This window comes from Shewanella yunxiaonensis, assembly GCF_018223345.1.
In the GTDB taxonomy this organism is placed as follows: Bacteria; Pseudomonadota; Gammaproteobacteria; order Enterobacterales; family Shewanellaceae; genus Shewanella; species Shewanella yunxiaonensis.
Map to the genome: position 1 here is coordinate 1,840,744 of NZ_CP073587.1, position 23,617 is coordinate 1,864,360.

General features: G+C 48.4%; 23 protein-coding genes. 9 read left to right on the forward strand and 14 right to left on the reverse strand.

The window, feature by feature from the left end:
• Positions 1 to 51 precede the first annotated feature (51 nt).
• The 4 genes from KDN34_RS08435 (at position 52) to KDN34_RS08450 (ending at position 3,683) form a co-directional block, all read left to right on the forward strand.
• The gene (locus KDN34_RS08435; protein ID WP_212596407.1) at positions 52 to 711 is read left to right on the forward strand and encodes a DUF3334 family protein; all 660 of its coding nucleotides are present in this window, start codon (positions 52 to 54) and stop codon (positions 709 to 711) included.
• A 75-nt stretch (positions 712 to 786) separates the two neighbouring features.
• Complete coding sequence (locus KDN34_RS08440; protein WP_212596408.1) at positions 787 to 2,001, forward strand: RsmB/NOP family class I SAM-dependent RNA methyltransferase; 1,215 nt, start codon at positions 787 to 789, stop codon at positions 1,999 to 2,001.
• Between the two features lie 113 nt (positions 2,002 to 2,114).
• Positions 2,115 to 2,945: an AraC family transcriptional regulator gene (locus KDN34_RS08445; protein ID WP_212596409.1), complete on the forward strand. Its 831-nt coding sequence runs from the start codon at positions 2,115 to 2,117 to the stop codon at positions 2,943 to 2,945.
• Between the two features lie 84 nt (positions 2,946 to 3,029).
• Positions 3,030 to 3,683 (forward strand): LysE family translocator, encoded by a 654-nt coding sequence (locus KDN34_RS08450; RefSeq protein ID WP_212596410.1) that lies wholly within the window; start codon positions 3,030 to 3,032, stop codon positions 3,681 to 3,683.
• On the opposite strand, the gene KDN34_RS08455 is transcribed toward KDN34_RS08450, so the two are convergent.
• Positions 3,680 to 4,099 (reverse strand): secondary thiamine-phosphate synthase enzyme YjbQ, encoded by a 420-nt coding sequence (locus KDN34_RS08455; RefSeq protein WP_212596411.1) that lies wholly within the window; start codon positions 4,097 to 4,099, stop codon positions 3,680 to 3,682. The two genes, KDN34_RS08450 and KDN34_RS08455, sit on opposite strands and share 4 nt — an antisense overlap.
• Before the next feature lie 157 nt (positions 4,100 to 4,256).
• Between KDN34_RS08455 and KDN34_RS08460 the strand changes: the two genes are divergently transcribed.
• From KDN34_RS08460 to KDN34_RS08480, 5 genes are all read left to right on the forward strand, one after another.
• Positions 4,257 to 4,535, forward strand: a complete 279-nt coding sequence (locus KDN34_RS08460; RefSeq protein ID WP_212596412.1) for a peptidylprolyl isomerase — start codon at positions 4,257 to 4,259, stop codon at positions 4,533 to 4,535.
• Positions 4,535 to 6,220, forward strand: a complete 1,686-nt coding sequence (locus tag KDN34_RS08465; RefSeq protein WP_212596413.1) for a VRR-NUC domain-containing protein — start codon at positions 4,535 to 4,537, stop codon at positions 6,218 to 6,220. Before KDN34_RS08460 ends, KDN34_RS08465 begins: the two co-directional genes overlap by 1 nt.
• Before the next feature lie 144 nt (positions 6,221 to 6,364).
• On the forward strand, positions 6,365 to 6,973 hold the full coding sequence (locus KDN34_RS08470; protein ID WP_212596414.1) for a hypothetical protein: 609 nt from the start codon (positions 6,365 to 6,367) through the stop codon (positions 6,971 to 6,973).
• A 126-nt stretch (positions 6,974 to 7,099) separates the two neighbouring features.
• Positions 7,100 to 7,486: a DUF302 domain-containing protein gene (locus KDN34_RS08475; RefSeq protein ID WP_212596415.1), complete on the forward strand. Its 387-nt coding sequence runs from the start codon at positions 7,100 to 7,102 to the stop codon at positions 7,484 to 7,486.
• Positions 7,487 to 7,729: 243 nt separating this feature from the next.
• The gene (locus tag KDN34_RS08480; RefSeq protein ID WP_212596416.1) at positions 7,730 to 8,722 is read left to right on the forward strand and encodes a D-cysteine desulfhydrase family protein; all 993 of its coding nucleotides are present in this window, start codon (positions 7,730 to 7,732) and stop codon (positions 8,720 to 8,722) included.
• A 163-nt stretch (positions 8,723 to 8,885) separates the two neighbouring features.
• Here KDN34_RS08480 and hypA read toward each other — a convergent pair whose 3' ends face one another.
• From hypA to KDN34_RS08545, 13 genes are all read right to left on the reverse strand, one after another.
• Positions 8,886 to 9,233: a hydrogenase/urease nickel incorporation protein HypA gene (gene hypA, locus KDN34_RS08485; RefSeq protein WP_212596417.1), complete on the reverse strand. Its 348-nt coding sequence runs from the start codon at positions 9,231 to 9,233 to the stop codon at positions 8,886 to 8,888.
• Positions 9,233 to 10,240 (reverse strand): hydrogenase expression/formation protein HypE, encoded by a 1,008-nt coding sequence (gene hypE, locus KDN34_RS08490; protein WP_212596418.1) that lies wholly within the window; start codon positions 10,238 to 10,240, stop codon positions 9,233 to 9,235. Before hypE ends, hypA begins: the two co-directional genes overlap by 1 nt.
• 2 nt (positions 10,241 to 10,242) lie before the next feature.
• Positions 10,243 to 11,367 (reverse strand): hydrogenase formation protein HypD, encoded by a 1,125-nt coding sequence (gene hypD, locus KDN34_RS08495; protein ID WP_212596419.1) that lies wholly within the window; start codon positions 11,365 to 11,367, stop codon positions 10,243 to 10,245.
• Complete coding sequence (locus tag KDN34_RS08500) at positions 11,360 to 11,602, reverse strand: HypC/HybG/HupF family hydrogenase formation chaperone (RefSeq protein ID WP_212596420.1); 243 nt, start codon at positions 11,600 to 11,602, stop codon at positions 11,360 to 11,362. The genes hypD and KDN34_RS08500 overlap by 8 nt, the downstream gene beginning before the upstream one ends.
• Positions 11,602 to 12,363: a hydrogenase nickel incorporation protein HypB gene (hypB, locus tag KDN34_RS08505; protein WP_212596421.1), complete on the reverse strand. Its 762-nt coding sequence runs from the start codon at positions 12,361 to 12,363 to the stop codon at positions 11,602 to 11,604. Before hypB ends, KDN34_RS08500 begins: the two co-directional genes overlap by 1 nt.
• Positions 12,364 to 12,416: 53 nt before the next feature.
• Positions 12,417 to 14,813: a carbamoyltransferase HypF gene (gene hypF / locus KDN34_RS08510; protein WP_212596422.1), complete on the reverse strand. Its 2,397-nt coding sequence runs from the start codon at positions 14,811 to 14,813 to the stop codon at positions 12,417 to 12,419.
• 3 nt (positions 14,814 to 14,816) lie between these two features.
• Positions 14,817 to 16,616 (reverse strand): NiFe hydrogenase, encoded by a 1,800-nt coding sequence (locus KDN34_RS08515; RefSeq protein WP_212596423.1) that lies wholly within the window; start codon positions 16,614 to 16,616, stop codon positions 14,817 to 14,819.
• Positions 16,617 to 16,618: 2 nt separating this feature from the next.
• Positions 16,619 to 17,218 (reverse strand): HyaD/HybD family hydrogenase maturation endopeptidase, encoded by a 600-nt coding sequence (locus tag KDN34_RS08520; RefSeq protein ID WP_212596424.1) that lies wholly within the window; start codon positions 17,216 to 17,218, stop codon positions 16,619 to 16,621.
• Positions 17,219 to 17,234: 16 nt separating this feature from the next.
• Positions 17,235 to 17,903, reverse strand: coding sequence for a Ni/Fe-hydrogenase, b-type cytochrome subunit (cybH, locus tag KDN34_RS08525; RefSeq protein ID WP_212596425.1), 669 nt, complete (start codon positions 17,901 to 17,903; stop codon positions 17,235 to 17,237).
• A gap of 12 nt (positions 17,904 to 17,915) precedes the next feature.
• A complete protein-coding gene (hyaB, locus tag KDN34_RS08530; RefSeq protein WP_212596426.1) occupies positions 17,916 to 19,619 on the reverse strand; it encodes a nickel-dependent hydrogenase large subunit in 1,704 nt (567 codons plus the stop codon).
• Positions 19,620 to 19,622: 3 nt separating this feature from the next.
• Positions 19,623 to 20,762 carry a hydrogenase small subunit gene (hyaA, locus tag KDN34_RS08535; RefSeq protein ID WP_212596427.1) on the reverse strand — a complete coding sequence of 380 codons (1,140 nt, stop codon included), beginning with the start codon at positions 20,760 to 20,762 and terminating at the stop codon, positions 19,623 to 19,625.
• Between the two features lie 467 nt (positions 20,763 to 21,229).
• Positions 21,230 to 21,901: a Ni/Fe-hydrogenase, b-type cytochrome subunit gene (gene cybH / locus KDN34_RS08540; protein WP_212596428.1), complete on the reverse strand. Its 672-nt coding sequence runs from the start codon at positions 21,899 to 21,901 to the stop codon at positions 21,230 to 21,232.
• 12 nt (positions 21,902 to 21,913) lie between these two features.
• Positions 21,914 to 23,617, reverse strand: a complete 1,704-nt coding sequence (locus KDN34_RS08545; RefSeq protein ID WP_212596429.1) for a nickel-dependent hydrogenase large subunit — start codon at positions 23,615 to 23,617, stop codon at positions 21,914 to 21,916.

Sequence of the window (23,617 nt, forward strand, 5' to 3'; positions counted from 1 at the left end):
CGGATATTTATAAGGATAGCCGAGTCTGGTAGCGATGCAGGAGCAGCAAAAATGCAGCCATCACAAGTGATTAATTCGGACGATATATTATTAAAATTGTGTCGTTCGGTAGCGCAGGTCTTATCAACAACAACTGCCAGTGAAATCAGCCACGCCGGCATGGTTCAACGCATTAATCAAACCCGTTTAAGACCTGATCTCGGCTGCTTTTCTATTTTTGACGGTGGTTTTTCCGGATTGGTGGTCATCAACTTTTCCGCTGACGCGGCGATGGAAATCTATCGTCGTTATTTATTGAGCATGGGCATGCCGGAAGATGAACTCGCCATTAAATACACATCGGATGAAGTTGCCAATGTGATGGGTGAGTTGATGAACCAGATGCTGGGCCATTTCATCAATTTGGTGTCTAAAGAGTTGCAGACTTCCATTAGTCAGAGTCAACCCAAGATGCTGACCATCAATCGGGAAATCACGCTTTCAATTAACGCCAATCTGGATGAACCAATTACTCGACGGGTCAGTTTCCGCACAGAAAACAATAATATTTTCTATCTGGAATTCGCCATGGATAACACAGATTTCATCGGGCTGGCAGCTGTAGAGGCCGACGATGACCTCGATCCTGACGATATTTTGGCGATGCATTCTGCCGGCGCCAGTCACAGTGGCGAAGTGACTGAAGACTTGTTTGATAAACTCGGTATCTAATCTGCTGCATCCGGGCTTGCCAAGGCCCGGACATCCTCCTATGATCCCCCGGTTTTTTGTTGCCGAGGCTGTTTTATGTCTGAATTCTCATTGTCCGTTCGTGCCTGTGAACTCGCAGAGCAAATTATCTGCGAGGTTGTCGGCGAAGGTGCGCCTTTGGACCGTGCTTATTCCCGGCAGTTCGCAGGTCAGAAATTAGCCCCAGCCCAACAAGCCCAAATTACGCGGGTGGTGGGTGAGATTATCCGGCGGCTGAATTTTTACTGCTATCTGGCACATGTATCGCTGGCGGAATCGGGCAAACATGCCGCCGATTTACTAATGGCCTGGCATGCATATCAGCAACTACAACCTCCTCGTTGGTCACAAGCGGCACCCCTTAATGCAGAGGTGCTGACGCAGCGGCTACAACATGCCAACAATGTCGCGGCATTACGCGATGGCTGTCCGGCTTGGTTAGATGTACTAGGACAACGTTTACTGGGGGATGACTGGACTGCGGAACGGGCCGCGTTGGCACAAGCGCCCAAGCGTTATCTACGCACCAATCTACTTAAATGTGATCGTAGCCAGCTGCAATCCCGGCTGGCAAAAGAGGGCATCACAACCGCAGTTGTCGATGGGGTGGCTACCGCACTGGAAGTAACATCAGATGCGGCGCTATTTCGTACAGAAGCTTTTAAAGATGGTTGGTTTGAACAGCAGGATGCCGGTTCACAACATGTTGCTGATGCGCTGGATGTGACACCGGGAATGCGCGTCATTGATGCGTGTGCAGGCGCGGGTGGTAAAACACTGCATCTGGCCGCCAAAATGCAGGGCAAGGGCCGCTTGTTGGCGATGGATGTTGAGCAATGGAAGCTCGATAATCTCAAAGATCGCGCCCGTCGAGCTGGCGCGCACAATGTTGAGACCAGGCTGATCAGTTCCAGTAAAACCATCAAACGTCTGAAGTTGTCCGCTGATAGATTGTTGCTGGATGTCCCATGTTCCGGTCTGGGTGTGTTGAAACGTAACCCCGATACCAAATGGCATGATACTGAGATGCGTTTGCCGGTGTTGCAGGCGTTGCAAGCACAAATTCTCGACAGTTATAGCCGGATGCTAAAAGTAGACGGCATTCTGGTGTATGCCACCTGTTCCATAATGCCCGATGAAAATCGACAACAAGTGGATAATTTCCTGGCCAACCATAGTAATTTCCAATTGCTGGATGATGAAACCATTAGCCCGGCAAAGAGTGGGTTCGATGGCTTTTATTTGGCAAGATTGCAACGTACTGCAGAATAACGGTGCTGAATAGCGGAAGTTTTTGTGCAGAGTTTGGTGCAGTTTTTTACAAGCTTTTGCAAGTTCTCATAGTTACACTGGTTTAATTGTCATATTTAAGCGCGGTACTGAACTTGTCGGAACCTGCCATCGAACATCAATTATTAACACCGGTTGCCGGTATTGAACTGGTTCGAGCCCGTTATCAGGGATTTGCCTTCGACCGGCATGTGCATACTGATTTTCATATTGGGATAGTGGATGCTGGTGCGCAGCGTTTTATGCATCGGGGCAATCAATATTTGCTGGCCCCAGGACGTATTTCGCTGATTAATCCAGATGAAGTCCATGATGGGGAAGGACTCGACAAAGGTCTTTATCAAGTGCGCTTGTTACGAGTCAGTGCTACCGCTTTGGAGCAGTTCGGGAAACAGTTGGGATATCGGCACCGCGAGTTATTCTTCAAGGGCCCGGAAATCTTTGACCAGCCTCTCTACAGTGGTTTATTACAACTGCACCAATTAGTAAATCAGTCGCGTTTGTCGCCATTGGCCGTCGATAGCTTGCTGCTGGATCTTATGTCAACACTTATCCAACGCTATGGTGACGTTGAGGGACAGTCAATGACAGCTGAAGGTGGACTAACGACAAGTCAGCTAACTCAGTTGAAGGATTTTCTATACGCCGATATAGCGAAAAATCATAGATTACGGACCTTGGCGCAACTGTTTCAGCTCAATGAATACCAGTTTTTACGCAGGTTTCGTCGCAGTTTTGGCATGACACCGCATGCTTATATCTTAGCATTACGAGTAGATCTTGCCCGCCAGTTACTGGCCGCTGGCAAGGATGTGGTCACTGCGGCAACTACCGTCGGATTTTATGATCAAAGCCATCTGCATCATTGCTTTAAACGGCGCTACAATCTGACACCGGCGGCGTATCGGCGCCAGCTGGCGGGATAACTGCAATTTTTCCCAATACTTGAGTTATGCGGTTTCGATACATTGGCACTGGTCTTAGATTAATTGAGTTTTTAAAAACACACTATGTCCTGGATATCGTTGTTACTTACCTTGGGAACTGTACATATTGCGGCACTGGTTGCACCAGGTCCTGATTTTGCTTTGATGTTGCGTGCCAGTGTAGTCGGGGGCCGCCGCTACGCGTTTTTTTTGGCGTTAGGTCTGGCGTCCGCCATTATGTTACATACCATTACGGTGACTTTTGCCGCCGCCTTATTACAACATTGGTTGCCGGGACTGATGTTATGGTTGCCCTGGTGTGCCGCGCTGTGGTTGGGTTATCTGGGATATGGCTGTTTACAGGGCGCATTTGCGGCTTCTCCAGCCGGTGAAAGTAATGAAACGGTGCAAAAGCCGCGTGTATATTCTCGTCGTCACGGCTGGTGGACCGGGTTTGCCACTAATGCGCTTAATCCCAAAGCCTATGTGTATTTTTTCAGTGTCATTGCCGGGATGCTGCCGTTGCAAAGTCCATTACAATTCAAGTTAGCATTAGTCACGTTGTTTTTTAGTCTGGCATTATTGTGGTTCGCATTTCTTGGGTGGGCATTAAATATTCCACGCTTTAGCAAATGGTTGCAGCGTAATAATCGCGGGATATTGGTGTTTAGTGGCATGATTTTGCTGTTGTTTGCGCTGTTATTGCTTTTACAGGGCTATCAACGGTTGTTGGGCTAATCGCCTTGTAATGTCAATAAAATTCGACGATTACCTCCCTGATTTCTGTGCTCACCAAGGTAAATACCTTGCCATGTACCTAAAGCCAGTTGCCCATCTTGTATGGGCAACAGCAAACTAGTGCCGAGCAAACTCGATTTAATGTGTGCTGGCATATCATCGGTTCCTTCATAGGTATGGCGAAAATAACGGGTATCTTCCGCGACGCTATGGTTAAACCACGCTTCAAAATCCGTGCGCACTGTTGGGTCAGCATTTTCGTTGAGTGTCAGTGATGCTGAGGTATGCTGCAGTTGCAGATGCAATAAACCGATGCTTATCGGGCTAAACTGCGCCAATGCAGCTTCAATCTCTGCGGTGATCAGATGAAAACCGCGAGCTTTGGCTCGTAATTGTATCTGCTGTTGTTGCCACATATGGCTTCTCCGCGTTGTCTTTGTTGCAATTATATCGAGGCCATTAGTTAACCCCAAACGTCAAGCTGACTTTCCATAACGGAATGCTCAAGGGAAGAGCACTCATCTGTGGTAAACTGCTCAATGTCGGTTTCGACTGATTTAAAGAGGAAACATCATGGCTCGTGCCTGTGCTCGCCATATTTTGGTAAAGACCCGTGAAGAAGCGGAAAAATTGAAACAGCGTTTGGAAAAAGGCGAGGATTTTGCGGTATTAGCGAAAAAATATTCTGAATGTCCCTCAAAAAAACGTGGTGGTGATCTGGGCGAGTTTGGTCCAGGGCAGATGGTCAAAGCCTTTGATGATGTTGTTTTTAAAAAGCCTTTGCTCACTATACACGGTCCGGTGAAAACTCGATTTGGTTTTCATCTGATCCAGACCCTTTATCGCAACTGATGACTGAAACAGCTGCCACGCCGTCGTTGTTACCTGCAGACTATTATCTGCATAACTTTGAGCAGATGTTGGCAAGTGTGACAACGCGCTACCTGGATATTTTCCCAGCTGAGCAACAACTGGCGTTACAGCGTTACCAATCGTTACCGGACAGCAGTAAAATGCTGTTGGTGCGATTGTTATCCCGCAAAGGTGAGTGGTTCCGTCTGGATAAACTGCAATATCAAGAAATTGGCGATATCAATGCAGCAATGCAGCCGCTGCTGCAAAGCGAACTGTTACAACAGGCGCTACCACCTCTGGAGATCTGGTTTACCTCGGTCACGTTGCCAGAACTAAAAACACTGTTCGATGACATTGGCGTTCCTTGGTTTAAACGCGACCTCAGCAAACAGCAATTGTGGGAACTGCTGCGAACTATGCCGCCGTCGCAAGCAGAGCTATCGTTGTGGCAGCAGCGACAAGGATTATGCTGGTTACAACTCCATTGTCAGCCTTTGCTGGAGTTGCTGTTACTGCTGTATTTTGGCAATCGCTATCAGGATCTCAGCCAGTTTGTACTGAGCGATCTGGGGTTACAACGGTTTGAGTGTTATCCGTTAGTTCGAGAAGGACGCGCTTATCATTCCTCATCAGAATTACAAACCGTCTTGTCGTTGGCGACGTTGGCGGATAGGTGGGAGCAACTAACCCAACAAAAATTGCCAATAAATTTAGCCGAGTGGTTGGCACAGGTTCCGTCACCACAAGACAACCCCATTGTTGAGCGACGACGGCAGAAGTTACTGTTGAAATTGGCTCGAGAAGCTGAACGTCAGCAACAACTGGTGCTAGCCATTTCGCTCTATCCGCAATGTCAGGACTGGACCGCAAGCGAGCGGTTATGCCGCTGTCTGATAAAGCTCAAGCATCCGCAGGCGCTTAGCGCTGTAACCGCACTTGGACAACACGCGCAAAACGAAGCACAGCAACAAACGGTTATCAGGATTTATAAACAGTTAACTAAGCATTTCGCTGTTCAGGTGCCTTTGCTCCCGTACTCGGCCCCATTCGATATGTTAAAGCCATTTAAGCCCGCTGAACTCAGGCTGGAATTGCCGCAAACATCGAATCTGCGGGTAGAGTTTGTCACCAGGGATTATTATTCCGCACAAGGTTTTGATGCTTGGTATAGTGAAAACAGCGTGCTGTGCGGACTGTTCGGGCTGGCTTTCTGGGACATCATCTTTGCCCCTGTTGTGGGCGTATTTGATAACCCTTATCAGAGCGCTCCACGTGACATGTATCAGCCAGGTTTTAGTTCGCAACGTCGAACATTGATCGCCAGGCGAATGGCACAATTGGCCAGCGGTGACCGGAGCATGCTGCACCAGCACTTCATTAACAAACAGGGGCTGGTGAATGATTGGGTGAATTGGCAGATTTTCACTGAGCCGTTATTCAAACGTTGTATGGCGTCCTTTCCCTCAGCTTTTCTGTTGGCAGTATTTCAACGTATCTTGCGTGATCCAGCCCATTACCGCAGTGGACACCCGGATCTGTTGTTGTTTGACGCTGATGGTGCGCCGCATTTTGTTGAGGTTAAAGGGCCAGGCGATAAGCTGGCCGATCACCAAATTTATTGGCTGCGTTTTTTGGCTGACTTTTATCCTGCAAAAGTTTGCTACGTAACTTGGCAGCATTAACTCATCTGCCGGTGTTTGTCCTTGCTGCTCTGAGGTTGCAGAACACTTCATTAACTGTGCAGTTAATATCCTTTCTCTGGGACTTGCTAATCTCTATTTTTCGCACCATAACTTGCAATAGGGTCGATAAACCTTCATGTTGTCTTGAGTTTGAAAGGAATATACGAGGGATTGACAGTGAAAAAATCATTATTGTGTACAGCAATCACAGCATTGATGTTAAATGGCTACTACATCAATGTGGCAAATGCAGAACCCCAGCCACCTCAGAAGCAGGAGCAGCAAAACAAAGCGAATAATGCTGAAAAAAACAAGGCATCAAAATCTGATGCCAATGCAAAATCTAATCAGATGAAGCATCAGGATAAAAATCAGCAGTCTCATCAAAATCAATCACAGCAAAGCAGTCATGGTAATGCCAGCAGTAATGCCCATCAACCGAAGGGCATCGAACGTTCAAATCCAAATTCTAATGCAGCTTATGCGATATCTACCCACAACAAACATGTGATAAAACAACATTATCAACGAATTTTGAGCAAGGTGGATCGCAACCGCCGTCCGAAATGGGAAAAAGGTGAGGTGATCCCAGATAGGTATCGTTCATACATCACCCCGGCCCCCAGTTCGCTGATACGGCGTTTAAATGATGTTCCGAAAGGATGTGATGTTGGTTATTACCAAGGCTATACCGTAGTTTATGATCCGACGACTTTTATGATTTTAACGTTAGTCGATCTGTTGGTGGATTAGTCATTACAGGTGAGGGCACCTCAGTCCCTCACCTTTACGCATGGTTGATAAATACTTTTTAACTAGATTATCGCTTGGCAAATACCACTAAGATCATGTGATAAATGGAATTCAGGGGGAGGATTTATGTATACCATCGTTGAAAGCACTAAGTCCTTTGACGTTACCGCTAACGCGCTTGAAGAGTCAGTGAAGAAAAATGGGTTTGGCGTGTTGCATATTCATAACCTAGGTGCAACTCTTCGAAGCAAAGGGATTGATTATGCAGAGGAATGTAAAGTCTTTGAGGTTTGTAATCCGCAACAAGCATCTAAAGTTTTGGCCATTGATGTGCGTCTGAACATGGCCTTGCCTTGTCGAATATCCGTTTACACCGAGGGCGGGAAAGTGAAAGTTGGTTATATCAAACCCGTTGAAATGCTGAGCGCATTATCTAACGATGCCGCATTGGTTAACATTGCAAGGGAAGTGGAATCGGCGATGATCAATATCTTGAATGCAGCCATAGCTTAATCATAGCCATTGTGGTTGTCATGAATAATTAGCCCTTAGTTAGTGATGAGTTGGCACTTGTTGTGTCGCTCGGACTGTTTAACATAGTAAATTAAACCAACCATTTAGTGCTTCCTTGTTGACCAATTTTAGGGGATATAGCAGAGTGTTTATACGTCGAAGTCACCCCGAATAAGTCAATAAACATCTTAAAACCGGCACCTAATCAATGATGCAATGTATTGAGTTAACTGAATAAAAGATATGGAAAATTTCAAATTAATCCCTCGTGTGCAAATTAGCCACACCCCTACACCATTAGAGTTTCTGCCCCGACTATCGCAGGCGTTGGGTTGTGATTTATACATAAAGCGTGATGATTGTACTGGCTTAGCCGGTGGTGGAAATAAAGCGCGTAAGCTTGAATATCTGATTGCTGATGCACAACAAAAACATGCCGATGTGATTGTCACTGTCGGCGGATTCCAGTCCAATCATGCCAGGCAAACCGCAGCGGCCGCCGCTAAGTTTGGTTTCGATTGTGAATTGGTGCTGGAGGATGTCAACGGCACCCCGAAGACCGACTATTACAACAACGGCAATATGCTGCTGGATCATCTCCTTGGTGCCAATGTTCATTCACTCAAACAGCACGAAAACTGTCATAAATATGCACAAGCGTTAGTGGCCAAGCTCGTCGAGCAAGGACGTAAACCATATTTTGTGCCAATGGGTGGTTCAAACGTGATTGGCAGTTTGGGGTACGTACGTTGTGCTTATGAACTATTGGCTCAAATTGAAAATCAACAACTTAACATCGATCAAATTGTAGTTGCGACCGGTAGTGCTGGCACCCAGGCAGGATTATTAGCGGGTCTGATCGCCGCGAAATCAGATATTCCCGTCCTGGGCATTGCGGTGAGTCGCTCAACAGAAGAGCAGACAATACTGGTTGAAAAGCTACTCAAAGAGGTCCTGTCTTATCTTGGCCTGGACCCAAACCTAGCCAAGGGCAGAGTGGTTACCAACGGCAACTACTATGGTGAGGGGTATGGTATCCCCACCGCGGCAATGATCAGCGCGGTAACGCGCTGTGCACAGCTTGAAGGGCTGCTACTCGATCCGGTATACACCGGTAAAGCAATGTCGGGGCTAATCGATTTGCTTGCTAAAGGAGTGATAAAGAACGGCAGTAAGCCGCTATTTCTGCATACCGGCGGCAGCCAGGGATTATTTGCTTACCGCGAAACGTTTTAAGTGCAATCAAGTGATGGCGTCGACAACGTGATAATTCACCTAAGTAACAGCAAATTGGTATTTTAAATAGCCCCGTGGTTCGGCGACATCTACTAACGGGCTGTAGACGGGTGTCTACAGCCAATGTTGGCGGGATTTTTAGCTGTTTCAACGTCGTATGACGTCAATCAAAAATCAATTCCAGCTGCATCAGCAGCATCTCTTCGCCACCGCTGATTTTGATATCACGGCTATTGCAAACCGGGCAGAGGTAGGCAATTTCATCTGGGATCGAGTGGGCGCCACAAGCTTTACAGTCCAGCTCTAGTGGTGCAACGTCCATCTCCAATTCTGCACCTTTACACATACCATCTTCGCGGAAGGTATCAAAAGCAGTCTTCACCAGTTGCGGTTCGACGCCACTAAGTGCTCCGATTTTAACTGCAACTCTGGCGATGCCTTTGGCCTGATGTTCAATAGCAAGCTGCTCACATTGATCGATTAAGGCGCTGACAATGGAAAATTCATGCATCAGCAGATCCTCGGTAACAATTCACCCGCTGGCAGTTCCAGATAGCGTTTGCTGCCCCATGGGGAATGCAGAATAACCTTGCCAGCATTGGTGTCGGTGACAGTACCGACAATCCGCGCCTGATCGCAATTGCAGAATTGATGCATGACGGTGATGGCATCGGCCGCGATTTCCTGTGGCAGGGCAATCACAAAGGTGCCTTCGTTAGCCAAGTCCCAGGGCTCAAAACCGTAAAGTTCACAGACACCGCGTACTTCATCACGCACCGGGATCACTTCCTCGCTGAGTTCAATACCAACATTTGCCGCTTTGGCCCATTCGTTCAACACTGCAGCAATCCCGCCACGTGTGGCATCGCGCATGGCATGCAGTTCAAGGTTGGCCGCGATCAGCTGCTCTACCATCGGCCACAGCGTGGCACAATCGGATTGCAGCTCAGTTTCCAATTCCAGTCCTTCACGGGCTGCCAGAATTGCGGCGCCATGGCATCCAATGTCACGAGACAGAATGATGGCATCGCCTGGGCGTACTGAGTGCACTGAGATCCCCGGCTTGATAATGCGACCAACGCCGGAGGTGTTGATAAACACCCCATCAGCGCAGCCTTTGGGCACGACCTTGGTATCGCCACAGACAATTTTGGCTCCGCTTTTATGCAGCTCTGCGGCCATGGTCTCTACAATCTCTTTGAGTTTGGCGATTTCAAAGCCTTCTTCAATGATAAAACCACAACTCAGGTACTGCGGTGCCGCGCCCATCATTGCCAAATCGTTTACTGTGCCGGCAATTGCCAGCTTGCCAATATTGCCGCCTTTGAAAAACAATGGAGAAACCACAAAAGAATCTGTGGTGAACGCAATTGGGCCCGTCATATTAAGACAGGCAGCGTCTTCTTCCTGACGTAGGATTTGGTTATCAAACGCTTCAAAGAACAGTTTGCCAATTAACTCAGCCATTTCGCGGCCACCACCACCATGACTGAGCTGGATCTGTTTCGGGGTAGACATGTTTATTTTACTCCTGCGTAACGGTAGTAGGCGTTACACGCGCCTTCGGAACTTACCATGCAGCTGCCAAGTGGCGTTTGTGGGGTACAGCCACGGCCAAACACTTTGCAGTCTTGTGGTTTGGCTTTGCCTCTAAGAATATCGCCACACTGGCAGGCTTTGTGATCGTCAATCTCTTTTACCGGTAACCGTTCGCCATATTTAAGTTCAGCATCGCGGTGGCGGTATTCCGGTTTGAGCATCAAGGCTGAGTTGGGGATCGGTCCCAGGCCACGCCAGCGGAAGCTGGGGCGAACTGTAAAAAAGTGATTCACTTTTTGCTGTGCGGCTTCATTACCTTTGTAGCTCACGGCACGTTCGTACTGGTTTTCCAGCGCGCAACGACCCTCCACTTTCTGTTTCACAATCGACAGGATTGATTGCATCACATCCACGGGCTCAAACCCGGAGACCACCACCGGAGTGTGATAGTTATCAACCGTGGGTTGATAAATCTGGCTGCCGGTGATCACACTGACATGTGACGGGCCGATAAAGGCATTTACCCGCGTGTCAGGATCGGCCATAACCGCATCTATTGCTGGCGGTACCAGCACATGGTTGATGTGGAATAACAGGTTGGGAATGCCGAGCTTTTCAGCCTGTTCTAACAGTACGGCAGTCATCGGCGTTGAAGTTTCAAAACCGATAGCGAAATAAACGACGGTTTTATCGGGATTTTCCTGCGCGATTTTCAATGCATCCAGTGGCATATAGATCGGGCGAATATCACAGCCTTTGGCGCGGAACTGCGCCAGCGACCCTTCAGAACCCGGCACCCGGATCATGTCACCTAAAGTCACCAGGATCACATCCGGTATTTGTGCCAATGCTGCCGCTTGATCGATACGCTCCTTCGGCATGATACATACCGGGCATCCAGGACCGTGTATAAATTCGATATTATCGGGCAGCAGCTGTAACAGGCCATATTTCATGATGGTATGCGTATGCCCGCCACACACTTCCATGACATTTACTGGCTCGTCCAGCTTGGCCGCTAGCTGCTTGATTTGTGATGCCAGCTCTGCAACGGTACGGGGGTCGCGAAAACCATCATAGAGCTGCTTGAGTTGCAACTCAGGCATCAGCGGCCTCCATCTTGTCGACGATTTCTTTATATAGCGCCAAACTTTCAGCCGCCGATGCAGCATCGATTTTATTCATCACAAAACCGATGTGGATTAACACATAATCACCGACAGCCAAAGGTTCTTCCATAAGATGACAACTTACAGTGCGCTTTACACCTAAGGTGTCAACCGTAACGCTTTGTATTTCTGGGTGTAGTTCAACAACTTGTGAGGGAATAGAGAGACACATCAGACAGCCTCCGCAGTAGTGTTGAAGGTGGCGAGTTCATTTTCAAACCAATGTGCTACTTCCAACATGCTTTCTTTTTCTTTCACAGAAACACAGATCACTTTGGCATTTGGATTTAGTTTGAGTACATGGCTTTTGGCGACTTCGGTATCAAAATCGAAGTAGGGCAGCAGGTCACATTTAGTGATTAAAACCACATCCGCTTTACGGAACATGACAGGATATTTTTCAATTTTGTCTTCACCTTCCGGGACGGAAACCAACACTACGTTTTTGTGGGCTCCGACATCATAGCTGGCTGGGCAGACCAAATTGCCCACATTTTCCACAAAGCAGATATCCATGTTATCCAATGGCTGCTGATGCAGCGCACCATGCACCATAAAAGCATCCAGATGGCAGGCACTACCGGTCTGGATCTGTACTGCACTGATGCCTTTGGCTTTTAGCCGATCGGCATCGCGAGAAGTTTCCAAGTCGCCTTCAATGACACAGAATTTTTTGTTGGTATAGTCACCGAGATGTTCCAGCAGGGTGGTTTTACCTGAACCTGGGCTGCTCATTAGATTGAATGCCATTACCCCGTGTTCTTCAAAGTGTTCACGGTTATGGGCGGCTTCAACATCGTTCTTGTCGAGTATTTTATGGATCACTGACAAGGTCTTCTTATCGTTGAGTTGTGGATTGGTTGACAGCTCGTGATGATGGTGATCATGGCTGTGATCATGTCCTGCAATAGAACAACCGCAATCTTTACACATAGCAAACTCCGGTTTGACTGTGGGCTGACATATCAGCGTCAGCCGGTTTAAATTTAGTCAGACAGGTGGGTGGCCTGTCGCAGGCCATACCACAACTGTCCTAACGCAATACCGCCATCGTTAACAGGCACTAGCCGCTGCGGCAAACGCTGGATGCCGCGATTATGCAGTTGTTGATAGCAGTACTCTGCTAAAAATCGATTCTGGAAGACCCCCCCCGTTAACACGACAGGCAGGTGGTTGCCTAATTTTTGCTGCGCTGCTACCGCGCTGTGGCAAATCGCATCTCCGAGCGCCTGTATAAACGCCATCGCAATAACGTCTTTATCAATTTGCTGCAGCGTGGCCTGTAACAACTGATTAAACAAGGTCGCGGTATCCCATTGTCCTAGTAATAATCCGGCGTATGGCCGCAGTGGTAACTGCAATTTAAGCGCTTGTGCCTCAGTAGTTTTCCCGGCAGCTTCAGCACGCCGAGCCAGGGTTTCAATGATAATTCCCGCCTGACCTTCATACTGGGTGTCCTGCATTTCGTCCAACAATACCGCCAGTGCATCGAAAAGTCTGCCAACTGAGTGGGACTTTGGCATTTTGTCTGCGGCAAAAATCTTTGCCAGATTACGCAGTAACGAGGGCGAGTAATAGCGAAACGCCGGCAAGTTCATCGCGACGATATCATTGATACTGAATTGCTGTAGTAATAACGCTAGAGTTAAGCGAAACGGTGATTTGATGGCAAGTTCGCTACCAAGCAATGAGAATGAGCGGATACTGGCAAGTCGCTCGTAACTATTGCTGTCAGCCAGCAACAACTCACCGCCCCATAATTCGCCATCGTCACCAAGGCCGGTGCCATCAAAGCTGAAGCCCAACACTTTGCCGTCATAATCGTTGGCCGCGAGCGTTGCCAGAACATGGGCGTAATGGTGTTGTACGGCAGTTATCGGCTGAGATTGCTCCATAGCCCATCGACTCGACGCATAATCAGGGTGTAGATCGCGCACAATCGAGTCTGCATTGAAGTGGTACATCCGTTTAAAGCTGGCAAGCGTACGCTGGAAATAACCTTCCGCTCCCAGGCTAAAAAGGTCACCAATATGAGGACTAAGATATAGCGTATTGCCGATATTCAGTGCCAACGTGTTCTTTTGTTGTGGGCCTACCGCCAACACGGATGGCAGTGTTGGCTTGGCTAATAACTTGCTTGGCAGGCTCAGCGGTGCATAACCACGCGCTAAGCGCATGACCTGCAATTCACCACCACACATTTGCACCACCGAATCATCGCAACCATTGAGGATTGGGCGATTATGATCCAGCATGGCATCGATCACCATAAAGTGCTCATTGGCAAGCTGTGCCAAGATAGTCTCACCATCGGTAATAATGGGTTCGCCGGAAAGGTTGGCACTGGTGGCCACTAACGGCTTTTGCACGGCATCCAGCAATAACGTGTGCAGCGGAGTATAGGGCATAAACAGCCCAATACGGTCGATATTCGGGGCCACTGCGGCACTTAGTAGAATGTCAGCAGTGGCCGATTTTTGTAGCAGTACAATCGGCCGTTCCTGACTACACAGCAGTTGCCACTCGGCGTCACTCGCCACCGCATATTGCTGCGCCATCTCTAAATCTGCCACTATCACCGCCAACGGCTTAGCGGGCCGTTGCTTGCGTAGCCGCAATCTAGTGACAGCTTGATGGTTAGTGGCGTCACAAACCAGATGAAAGCCGCCTAATCCTTTAATGGCAAGAATCTTACCGGCGAGAAGGGCGGCTACAGCTAATGAGAACGCCTGCTCTCGCGACGCTAATTCATGGCCCTGATTGTCCACATAGCGCAGATGCGGCCCGCATTTTGGACAACTCACCGGCTGCGCGTGATAACGACGATCCATGGGATCTTCATAGGCCTTACGACAATCATCACACATCGCAAACGCCGCCATCGAAGTATTATGACGGTCGTAGGGCAGGTTATTGATAATGGTGTAACGTGGACCGCAGTGAGTGCAGTTGGTAAAAGGGTAATGATAATGGCGATTATTGGGATCGCGGATCTCTTGCAAACACGCCGGGCAACTGCTTTTATCGGTACCCACAGCCACTAATGCCTGATGGCTACTGCGACTCTTATGAATGCTGAAATCTTTAAGTGTGGCATCCTCGGGCACGATTTCGTAACACAGACTGTCGATACGTGCCAGTGGCGGTTGCTCGGTATACAGTGCATTATCAAAAGCTTGCAGCATAGCCAAATTGGCTTGAACAACAATGGTGACGCCTTCGCCGTTGTTCAGCACATGACCACAAAGTTGATAGCGCTTGGCAAGCTGATAGATCCAGGGGCGGAATCCCACGCCCTGGACTATCCCTGTCACATGGTAGCACCGAGCCTGCAATTTACTGCTGGCGCAATGTTGCGGTGCAAAGGTGACAGCTTCGCTCATGCATTATCTCCGGCGTTGGCGCAAGTAAAGCGCACCGGTAGCTAGCAATGCACCATCAAGATCCTGCATCTGGCTGACGCCGAGCGGGAAATTCTTGCCCAGGCGCAACGCAATACGGCGGCCAAGCACCGGATTGGCAAAGCTACTGCCGGCCAGATAGACACGACGGATGCCGGTATTAAGATCCAACCGTTCAATCCAGTTAGCGATAAAATCTGCCAGTGAATCATTCATGGCGAAGGCCAACTTGGCCGCATCATCGTCGCCAGCAAGCCGGAAGCTAATGAGTGTGCCGAAGGTTTTACACCAATCAAAAGTTGCGTATTCACCTGAAATCAATGGGTAATCGATACGAGGAGAATTCGCACTGGTGTTGCTCATGGCGGCAGCCACAAAGGCATCGGCAAGCTGTTCGTTGCTATCAGCCTCAATACCGATGATTACCGCAGCAACTATCCACAAAGATTTCAAACTCTGCTTTGAACAACCGCTGAGGTCCAACTTTTGTAGTCGTTGATACAGTGCCGGATATTGCTCGGTGAATTTAGCAAACACATCTTGTTGTGGGCTAGATTGCAGTTGGCTGATGATATCGGCACCTGTTGCGGGCAGTTCTGGTACTTGCATAAAGCATTTGATATCGCCATCGTCATTCGATGTCATTAACTGACTGACATAACGATCGCTGAAATACAGCATACCGAGATTGCTGGCACTGCCAACTTCCGCCGCAATACCCAACAGTGCACATTGCGCGGCACTCGTGGCGTCGGTGGAATCCCAGACGTCTGCATCATCATTAGCCAGTGATGCAACAAGCTGTTGTTGTTTGCGTTTACCCGTTGCTTTAGCAACGTATGCACCAAATCGAGCACTTTCATGCAGGGTTTCTGGTAGTGCTTGACCGAGCAATAGGTTATCTAATTGCACTGTTGAAACAGCGACTGGCACATCTATGCCTAGCGTATGGGCAAATACCGCCTGCTGATGTTCCCGATGACAATAGATGGCATCAATCCCTTTAACACGCAGATATTCAGCCAGCACCAGCTGCAGACGTGAGGCGGCAAAACCGACTTCATATAATGGCGCGGCTAATTTACTGTCAGTCACCGGTTGCAGCCGCAATAGTGGCTTTTCAATGGAAGATAATGCCAGCACCTCGTTGTCAGTCACTTGAAACAGACTATTGAGATTATTAGGGTTACATACCAGCATTTGCTGCCGTCCCTGACCAATAGGCTGCCGGCTCAGTACCAGTTTACCGGACACATCGTCAAGGAACAGGGTTTCACCTTCCAGCAGTCTTACCGCCAACTGCTGTAAATCCTGTCGTTGCAATGCAGCAACTGTGTCCAGGGTTAATATCGCTTGTTCGCCATGACAGTGGTCACAGGCAACTACCAGATTGGCAAACTCCCCATGTTGGTTGTCACCAAAACGTGGCTGACAATGCTGGCAGAAGGGCACGTTCGCAGCACTGACCTCAATCGGCTTTTTATCACCCTGACGGTCTGTCGCCAGCAACATACGAGAGTCCAGCAAATGGACACTCAGCAGAAAGTCAGCAGCAACTTGTTCTGCCAAGCATTCTAGTTCCGCCTGTTCACCTTCTGCTTCCAGCAGATAGCGCCAGGTCACAACCGGTTTTTTCTGTTGTTCCAAATGTTCATTGGCCTGGTGGCGAATGGCCAACAAACCCACTGTTAAATTCAGCTTCTGGTAATTAAGGTATTGATTGCATAAGTAACCATACCAAGGTACCTGTTTAGAACAGTCAAACTCGAATCTCAGCAATTTCATTATTAATCGGTGTCCTGCGTTTCCTGTCGGCGCGGGGCGTGGCCGCTGGTTCTGTCGCCCATGGACAGACGGGGTTTGTAGGATTGCGGGATAAGATCAGCGATGTCGGTATGGGAAATACGCTCAGTTTGCCATCCCAGAGATTCAAGATGGTTGATGAGAGTTTTTTCCATCAAAGGTACGGCGGCGGCAATACGCTCGGTCAATCCCAGAGTCATGGGTTCAATAACGGTAGGGGTAACGCCAAGCACCATAGTGTGTGGACGGTCGCCCAGCATTTCCATCATTGTTAGTGTTTGCAGCATCTCCACTTCATGGGCGCTGCCTTGCCAGTCAACTTCAGGCGGAGCCTGATCAAAATCAAAAAAGTAAACTTCGCCCGGACCACAACCAGCGGCATTGATGGTGTCCACTACTATCAATGAATCATATTGACTGATGATAGGTGTGAGGCCTTGGGCTAAGGTACCGCCATCAAGCATAACCAGCTCATGTTCGGGATGAGAGAAATGGTAGTTCTCATGAATATAATTGACAAAATGTACGCCGATACCCTCATCGGCGTACAGTACATTGCCAATTCCCAATAACAGTAGTTTCATTGGGCGCATTGGACTCCTAGTGTTTTTCTGGACGGTAATCGTATCCTGATACTATCGCATCAACAGCATTGTGCTTGAAGCGAATGCCGTACCATACTGCCATGTACACGTGAATCACCACGAAGATAATGAATACCCACGTCATATAGTGGTGCCAAATACGCACCATGGCCAGGCCACCCAATGCTTCAGTCAGCCAGGATGCAGTGCTCCAAAGCGCACCACCTAAACCTTCGTGATAAACGTTGGCATACAATATCAGTCCAGTAACACAGATCAAAGCAGCTACGATGGAAATCGCAAAATAGGTCATAAACTGCAAAGGTCCGTATATCCCGGCTTTATCCAGATGGCCCATCCATAAATAGGACTTGATTTGAGCTATCCAGCTTCTAAAGCTCATCACGTCCTTGAAAGACCGTCTTTCAATGTCGCTTTTGCTAAAGAAGAACAGATAGGCCCGTGCCAGCGTTACCGCACATAACACAAATCCGAAAATCAGATGAGCAAAGCGGATCCACCCCTGAACCAATACGTCTGTAGAATCAGCACCTACAACATAAGGCCAGGAGATGTAAAGACCGGTTGCCACCAGCATTACAATCGCCAGCGCTCTGAGCCAGTGAAAGATACGTATTGCGGCACTAAAGATCTTTACCTGTTTATAGGCAATACTTGCTGCCATAACACTTCCTCCTTACAGGCTGTTAGCGTCAACGCGAAATTCACCCAGTGATTGACCTTTGTAATCCATCACATGTACAGCACAGGCCATACATGGGTCAAATGAGTGGATAATACGGATGACTTCCAGCGGTTTAGTTGGGTCTTCCAGTTTCAGACCCACCAGTGATGCTTCGTACGGACCGACTTTGCCATTGGCATCAACAGGACCGGCGTTCCAAGTGGTTGGAACTACTGCCTGATAGTTTTCTACCAGACCGCCTTTAATGCGGATCCAGTGGCTCAACATGCCGCGAGGCGCTTCAATCATGCCGTGACCTACGTATTCTTTGTTAGGGTCAACAACAGGTTTTACGTAAGTGGATTCGTCACTCAGCATGTTAGTCAGCAAAGCATTGAAGGTCTTAACACCTTCCTGGGCTACGATAGAAGTCTGTAGCATACGTGCTGCAGTACGGCCCAAGGTAGTAAACAATGCTTGAATTGGCAGGCCAGTGCGTTTCAGCAGACCATCAACAGCTTCAACTACCACTTTATTGCCTTTGGCATAGTTCACCAACAAGCAGGACAATGGACCTACTTCAACTGGTTCGCCATTGTAACGTGGTGACTTCACCCAGCTATATTTGTTGTCGCCATCCAGTGTTGGCAGCTTGCCATATACGGTGTCACGTTCAACCATGCCGGTGTAATCAGGGATTGTTGTGCCATCGTAAGGATGCTGTGGTTTATCCGCTTTATACCAAGCATGGGTGACGTCTTCTGCGATCAGGTCCGGATTGATATCGGTAACATTCTTCAGGTCACCGTTCATGATGACACCCTGCTGGAAGATGTACTCGCCATCAGCAGTCGCAAAATCGTTGGTTGCCAGGAAGTTTGGTACGTTAACGCCACCTAAAACCGACGCTTCACCACCGAAGGCTTCGGCGGCCATAATAACGTCAGCTTTATACCCACGTTCAATGAAATCAGCCACGATATCGTGTTTCTGTTTCCATTCCTGCAGACGGGCAGGGCTCAGCATATCGCGTACGGAAGTAACACCGCCTACAACCAATGATTGTGGATGCGGTTGTTTACCACCGAAGATCGCCAGCATTTCTGCGGCAATACGCTGAATTTCCAATGCTTTCAGGTAGTGAGACAGGGCGATCAGGTTCTGCTCGGGAGTGAACTTATAAGTACCATTGCCCCAGTAAGCATTAGCGAATGGGCCAAGTTTACCGGTTGCGACAAAACCTTTCACACGCTCTTGCACTGCACGCAGCTCACCTTCACCCGCCGCAATTGGAGCGTCAGTGTATTTCAGTGCAACTTGCGCTGCTTTTGCTGGATCGGCGCTCAATGCGGATACTACGTCTACCCAATCCATCCCATGCAGGTGATAGAAATGTACGACGTGGTCATGCATGAAGAGAGAAGTGTGCATCAATGAACGCAGATAACGGGCATTTAATGGGATTTTGATCCCCAAGGCATTTTCTACTGCTTCAGTACCACAGCGGTAATGGGAATAGGTACATACACCGCAGATACGTTGCACGATCAAACCTACATCCATTGGGGTCCGGCCTTTCAGGATCACTTCGATACCGCGCCACAGTGTGGAGGCTGACCAGGCTTTTTTAACTACATTGTTTTCATCCACTTCCACCTCAATGCGGAGGTGACCCTCAATACGGGTAATGGGATCGATAACGACACGTTGGTTCATTGATTAGTCCTCCTTGGAAGAACCGGCAAACAGACTAGCGACAGCGTGGGCACCGATACCTACGACAGTGGCACCGAGAATAACAGCACCGATGGTGTCAGCGGTGGCATCCAGACCATGCAATAACTGGCGGCCAAGAGGTTTTTCAAAGTCAGCCATATCGTCCCAGAAGTTGGGTTCAGAGCAACCCATGCAGCCATGACCTGCCAAAACTGGCCAGCTTACATGATGGTTGAAACGTTCAGTGGGGCAGTTGTTATAGGTGTATGGGCCTTTACAACCCACTTTGTACAGGCAATAGCCCTGTTTAGCACCTTCATCACCAAACTGTTCAACGAATTCACCAGAGTCAAAACGACCACGACGTTCGCAGTTATCGTGTACACGTGCACCATAGGCCCATTTCGGACGGTTATACATATCCAGTGCGGGCAAGCGACCGAACATGATGAAGTACATCAATGTACCAACAATATTTTTTTCACTTGGTGGGCAGCCACCTAAGTTAACTACGGCTTTATCTACCACTTCGTAGACGCCTTTGGCGCCGGTTGGGTTAGGCGCAGCAGCCTGAATACCACCGAAGGAAGCACAAGTACCAACCGAAATGATGGCTGCAGCACCTTCAGCAGCTTCTTTAACAATTTGCAGACCAGTGTGGCCTTTACAGCCAACAGTCAAAAATGCACCGTTGTTAGCAGTAGGCACACCGCCTTCAACTGCCAGCAGATACTTACCTTTGTAAGCTTCCAGCGCGTGTTCCAGATTTTCTTCTGCCTGCCAGCCAGCAGCGGCCATCAGGGTTTCATGATATTCCAGAGAAATATGATCAAAGATCAGTGAATCGAGATTAGGGGTATCGGCCCGAACCAGAGACTCGGAACAGCCGGTACATTCGGCCAGGTGCAACCAAATCAGTGGTACCCGGTCAGCCAGCTCAGCAGCTTCTGCAACCAGATTGCTGAATGGCAGTGGTAATGCCAGCAATGCAGTAACTGAAGCGCTCCACTTCATGAAGTCACGACGGGAGATCCCGAGTTCCAACATGCGTTCCTGCAGTGATTTTTCCTGACGGGGGGGAAGTTGGCGCAGTTCCTCCAACCGTTTCCGTCCCTGTTCATAGAGGGCTGAATGTGTGTCCATGGGTTTACCTTAATGTTGTTTTTAAAAGGCGATTTGCGTTAAAGCTCACACAGTTAACAGCGTTATAGTAGGGAGATAAAGAAGGTAAAATCTTGAGGTGCATCAATTTTCTATGAAAGATGAGACGCATGAGTTAATTAGTTTTTCACAATATGATGTTGATCAAATATTGGATTTCTTAATGAGACAAATTGTCTAATTGACCTGTTTTTTCTAATTGAAACCGATTTTAGGTAATTATAACGGTTTTGAAAGCTTGAATTTTGTTAATGTTTTAACCTGGTGGCATAACTTTTAACGTATTTGTTGGTTTGGGTTGCTTTAGATATTAACAATTGACTCACGTAGCAAAAAATATGAGCAATATGCAGAATTGATATGGTGTAAAAGTAGATGAAAGTCACAAAAGTCGGGTACTTGCTAGCACTATTGAGTACTATTGAGCACTAGTAAGCACCCGCGATGGGTCAATTTTTCTCTGGGTGATAATCATATCCAGAGACGATGGCGTCTACCGCATTATGTTTGAAACGGATGCCGTACCAAACCGCCATGTAGATGTGGATTACTAGAAAAATAATGAAACACCAGGTGATGTCATGATGCCAGATGCGCACCATAGCCAAACCACCCATAGCTTCCGTAATCCAACTGGCAGTACTCCATAATGCGCCACCTAGTCCCTGGTGATAAACGTTGGCGTAAAGCACTAGACCAGTGATGCACATAAACGCGGCTAACACTGAAACCGCAAAGTATGTCATAAACTGTAATGGTCCATAGACTCCGGCTTTGTCCAGATGTCCCATCCATAAATAGGATTTGATCTGGGCGAGCCAGCTTTTTGGACTCATCACATCCTTAAACGAACGCCGTTCAATGTCACTTTTACTGAAAAAGAACAGATAAGCTCGTGAACCGGTTATCGCACACAAGGTAAAACCGAAAATCAAGTGCCCAAAACGGATCCAGCCTTGTACCAATACGTCCGTTGAGTCGGCACCAATGACATAGGGCCAAGCGATATAAAATCCGGTTGCTACCAGCGCCACGATAGACAACGCTCTTAACCAGTGAAATACACGGATTGCGGCACTAAAGATTTTTTCCTGCTTATACGCCACGTTTGTAGTTGTCATCGTTTTCCCTCCTTAACAGGCTGTGGGGCCTACGCGGAATTCACCCAATGACTGACCTTTGTAATCAATCATATGTACGGAGCAAGCCATACAAGGATCGAAAGAGTGAATAATTCGCAGAACCTCTAGGGGCTTAGTTGGATCTTCCAGCTTTAGTCCTACTAATGAGGCTTCATAGGGACCAATCTTACCGTTGGCATCCATTGGCCCGGCGTTCCAGGTCGTAGGAACCACCGCCTGATAGTTTTCCACTAAGCCGCCTTTGATTCTTATCCAGTGACTCAGCATACCGCGAGGCGCCTCAATAATAGCGTGGCCCACATATTCTTTATCCGGGTCGATTTCAGGCTTGCGGTACAGCGATTCATCGCTTTTCAGGTTAGTTACCAGCGCATCGAAGATTTTATTACTTTCCTTGGCAACGATGGACGTTTGAATCATGCGCGCAGCAGTGCGACCGAGAGTGGTATATAACGCATCGAGTGGCAATCCGGTACGTTTGAGAAAATCATCGACGGCTTCGACGACCAGTGGATTCCCCTTGGCGTAGTTCACGAGTAAACATGCTAGCGGGCCAACTTCCATCGGGTGACTGTTGTAACGCGGCGATTTCACCCAGCTGTATTTGTTATCGCCATCAACAGTAGGCAATTTACCGTAAACGGTATCGCGTTCGATGAAACCGGTATATTCAGGAATCGTGGTGCCATCATAAGGATGTTGTGGCTTTTCTGCTTTATACCAAGAGTGGGTGACATCTTCAGCAATGAGGTCCGGATTGATATCGCTGACGTTTTTCAGATCGCCATTCAGGATCACGCCCTGTTTAAAGATATGTTGACCGTCAGCGCCAACAAATTCATCACAGCAGATAAAGTTATGGACATTGACGCCACCGAGCACAGAGGCTTCGGCACCAAAGGCATCCGCCGCCATGATGATGTCGGCTTTATACGCACGTTCTACAAAGTCAGCCACAATGTCATGTTTGGCTTGCCACTCCTGTAACCGGGCCGGGTTGATCAGATCGCGTACGGACGTCATCCCCCCAACTACGACGGACTGGGGATGCGGTTGTTTTCCGCCGAAAATCGCCATCATTTCGGCGGCCACCCGCTGTACTTCCAGAGCTTTTAGATAATGCGACAGGGCGATGAGGTTCTGCTCTGGCGAGAATCGGTAAGTCTTGTTGCCCCAATAGGCATTGGCAAACGGCCCAAGTTTTCCCTTATTAACAAACCCCTGGACGCGTTCCTGCACAGCACGAAGATCACCTTCACCGGCTGCCAATGGTTTGTCGCTATATTTCATCGCGACTTGGGCAGCTTTGGCCGGATCGGCACTCAAGGCTGAGACAACGTCGACCCAGTCTAGCGCGTGCAGGTGATAAAAATGCACGATATGGTCGTGGTAATGTAACGCGGTCATCATCAGTGACCGCAAATATTGCGCATTGAGTGGGATCTTTACGCCCAGTGCTTTTTCAACGGCTTCGGTGCCACAACGATAATGAGAGAATGTGCAGACGCCACAGATACGCTGTACCAGCAACCCGACATCCATTGGTGTGCGACCTTTCAGGATGACTTCAATGCCACGCCATAAGGTAGACGATGCCCAGGCTTTCTGGATCACATTCTGCTCATCTACCTCCACTTCGATACGTAGATGGCCTTCAATACGGGTAATAGGATCAATAACAACACGTTGGTTCAT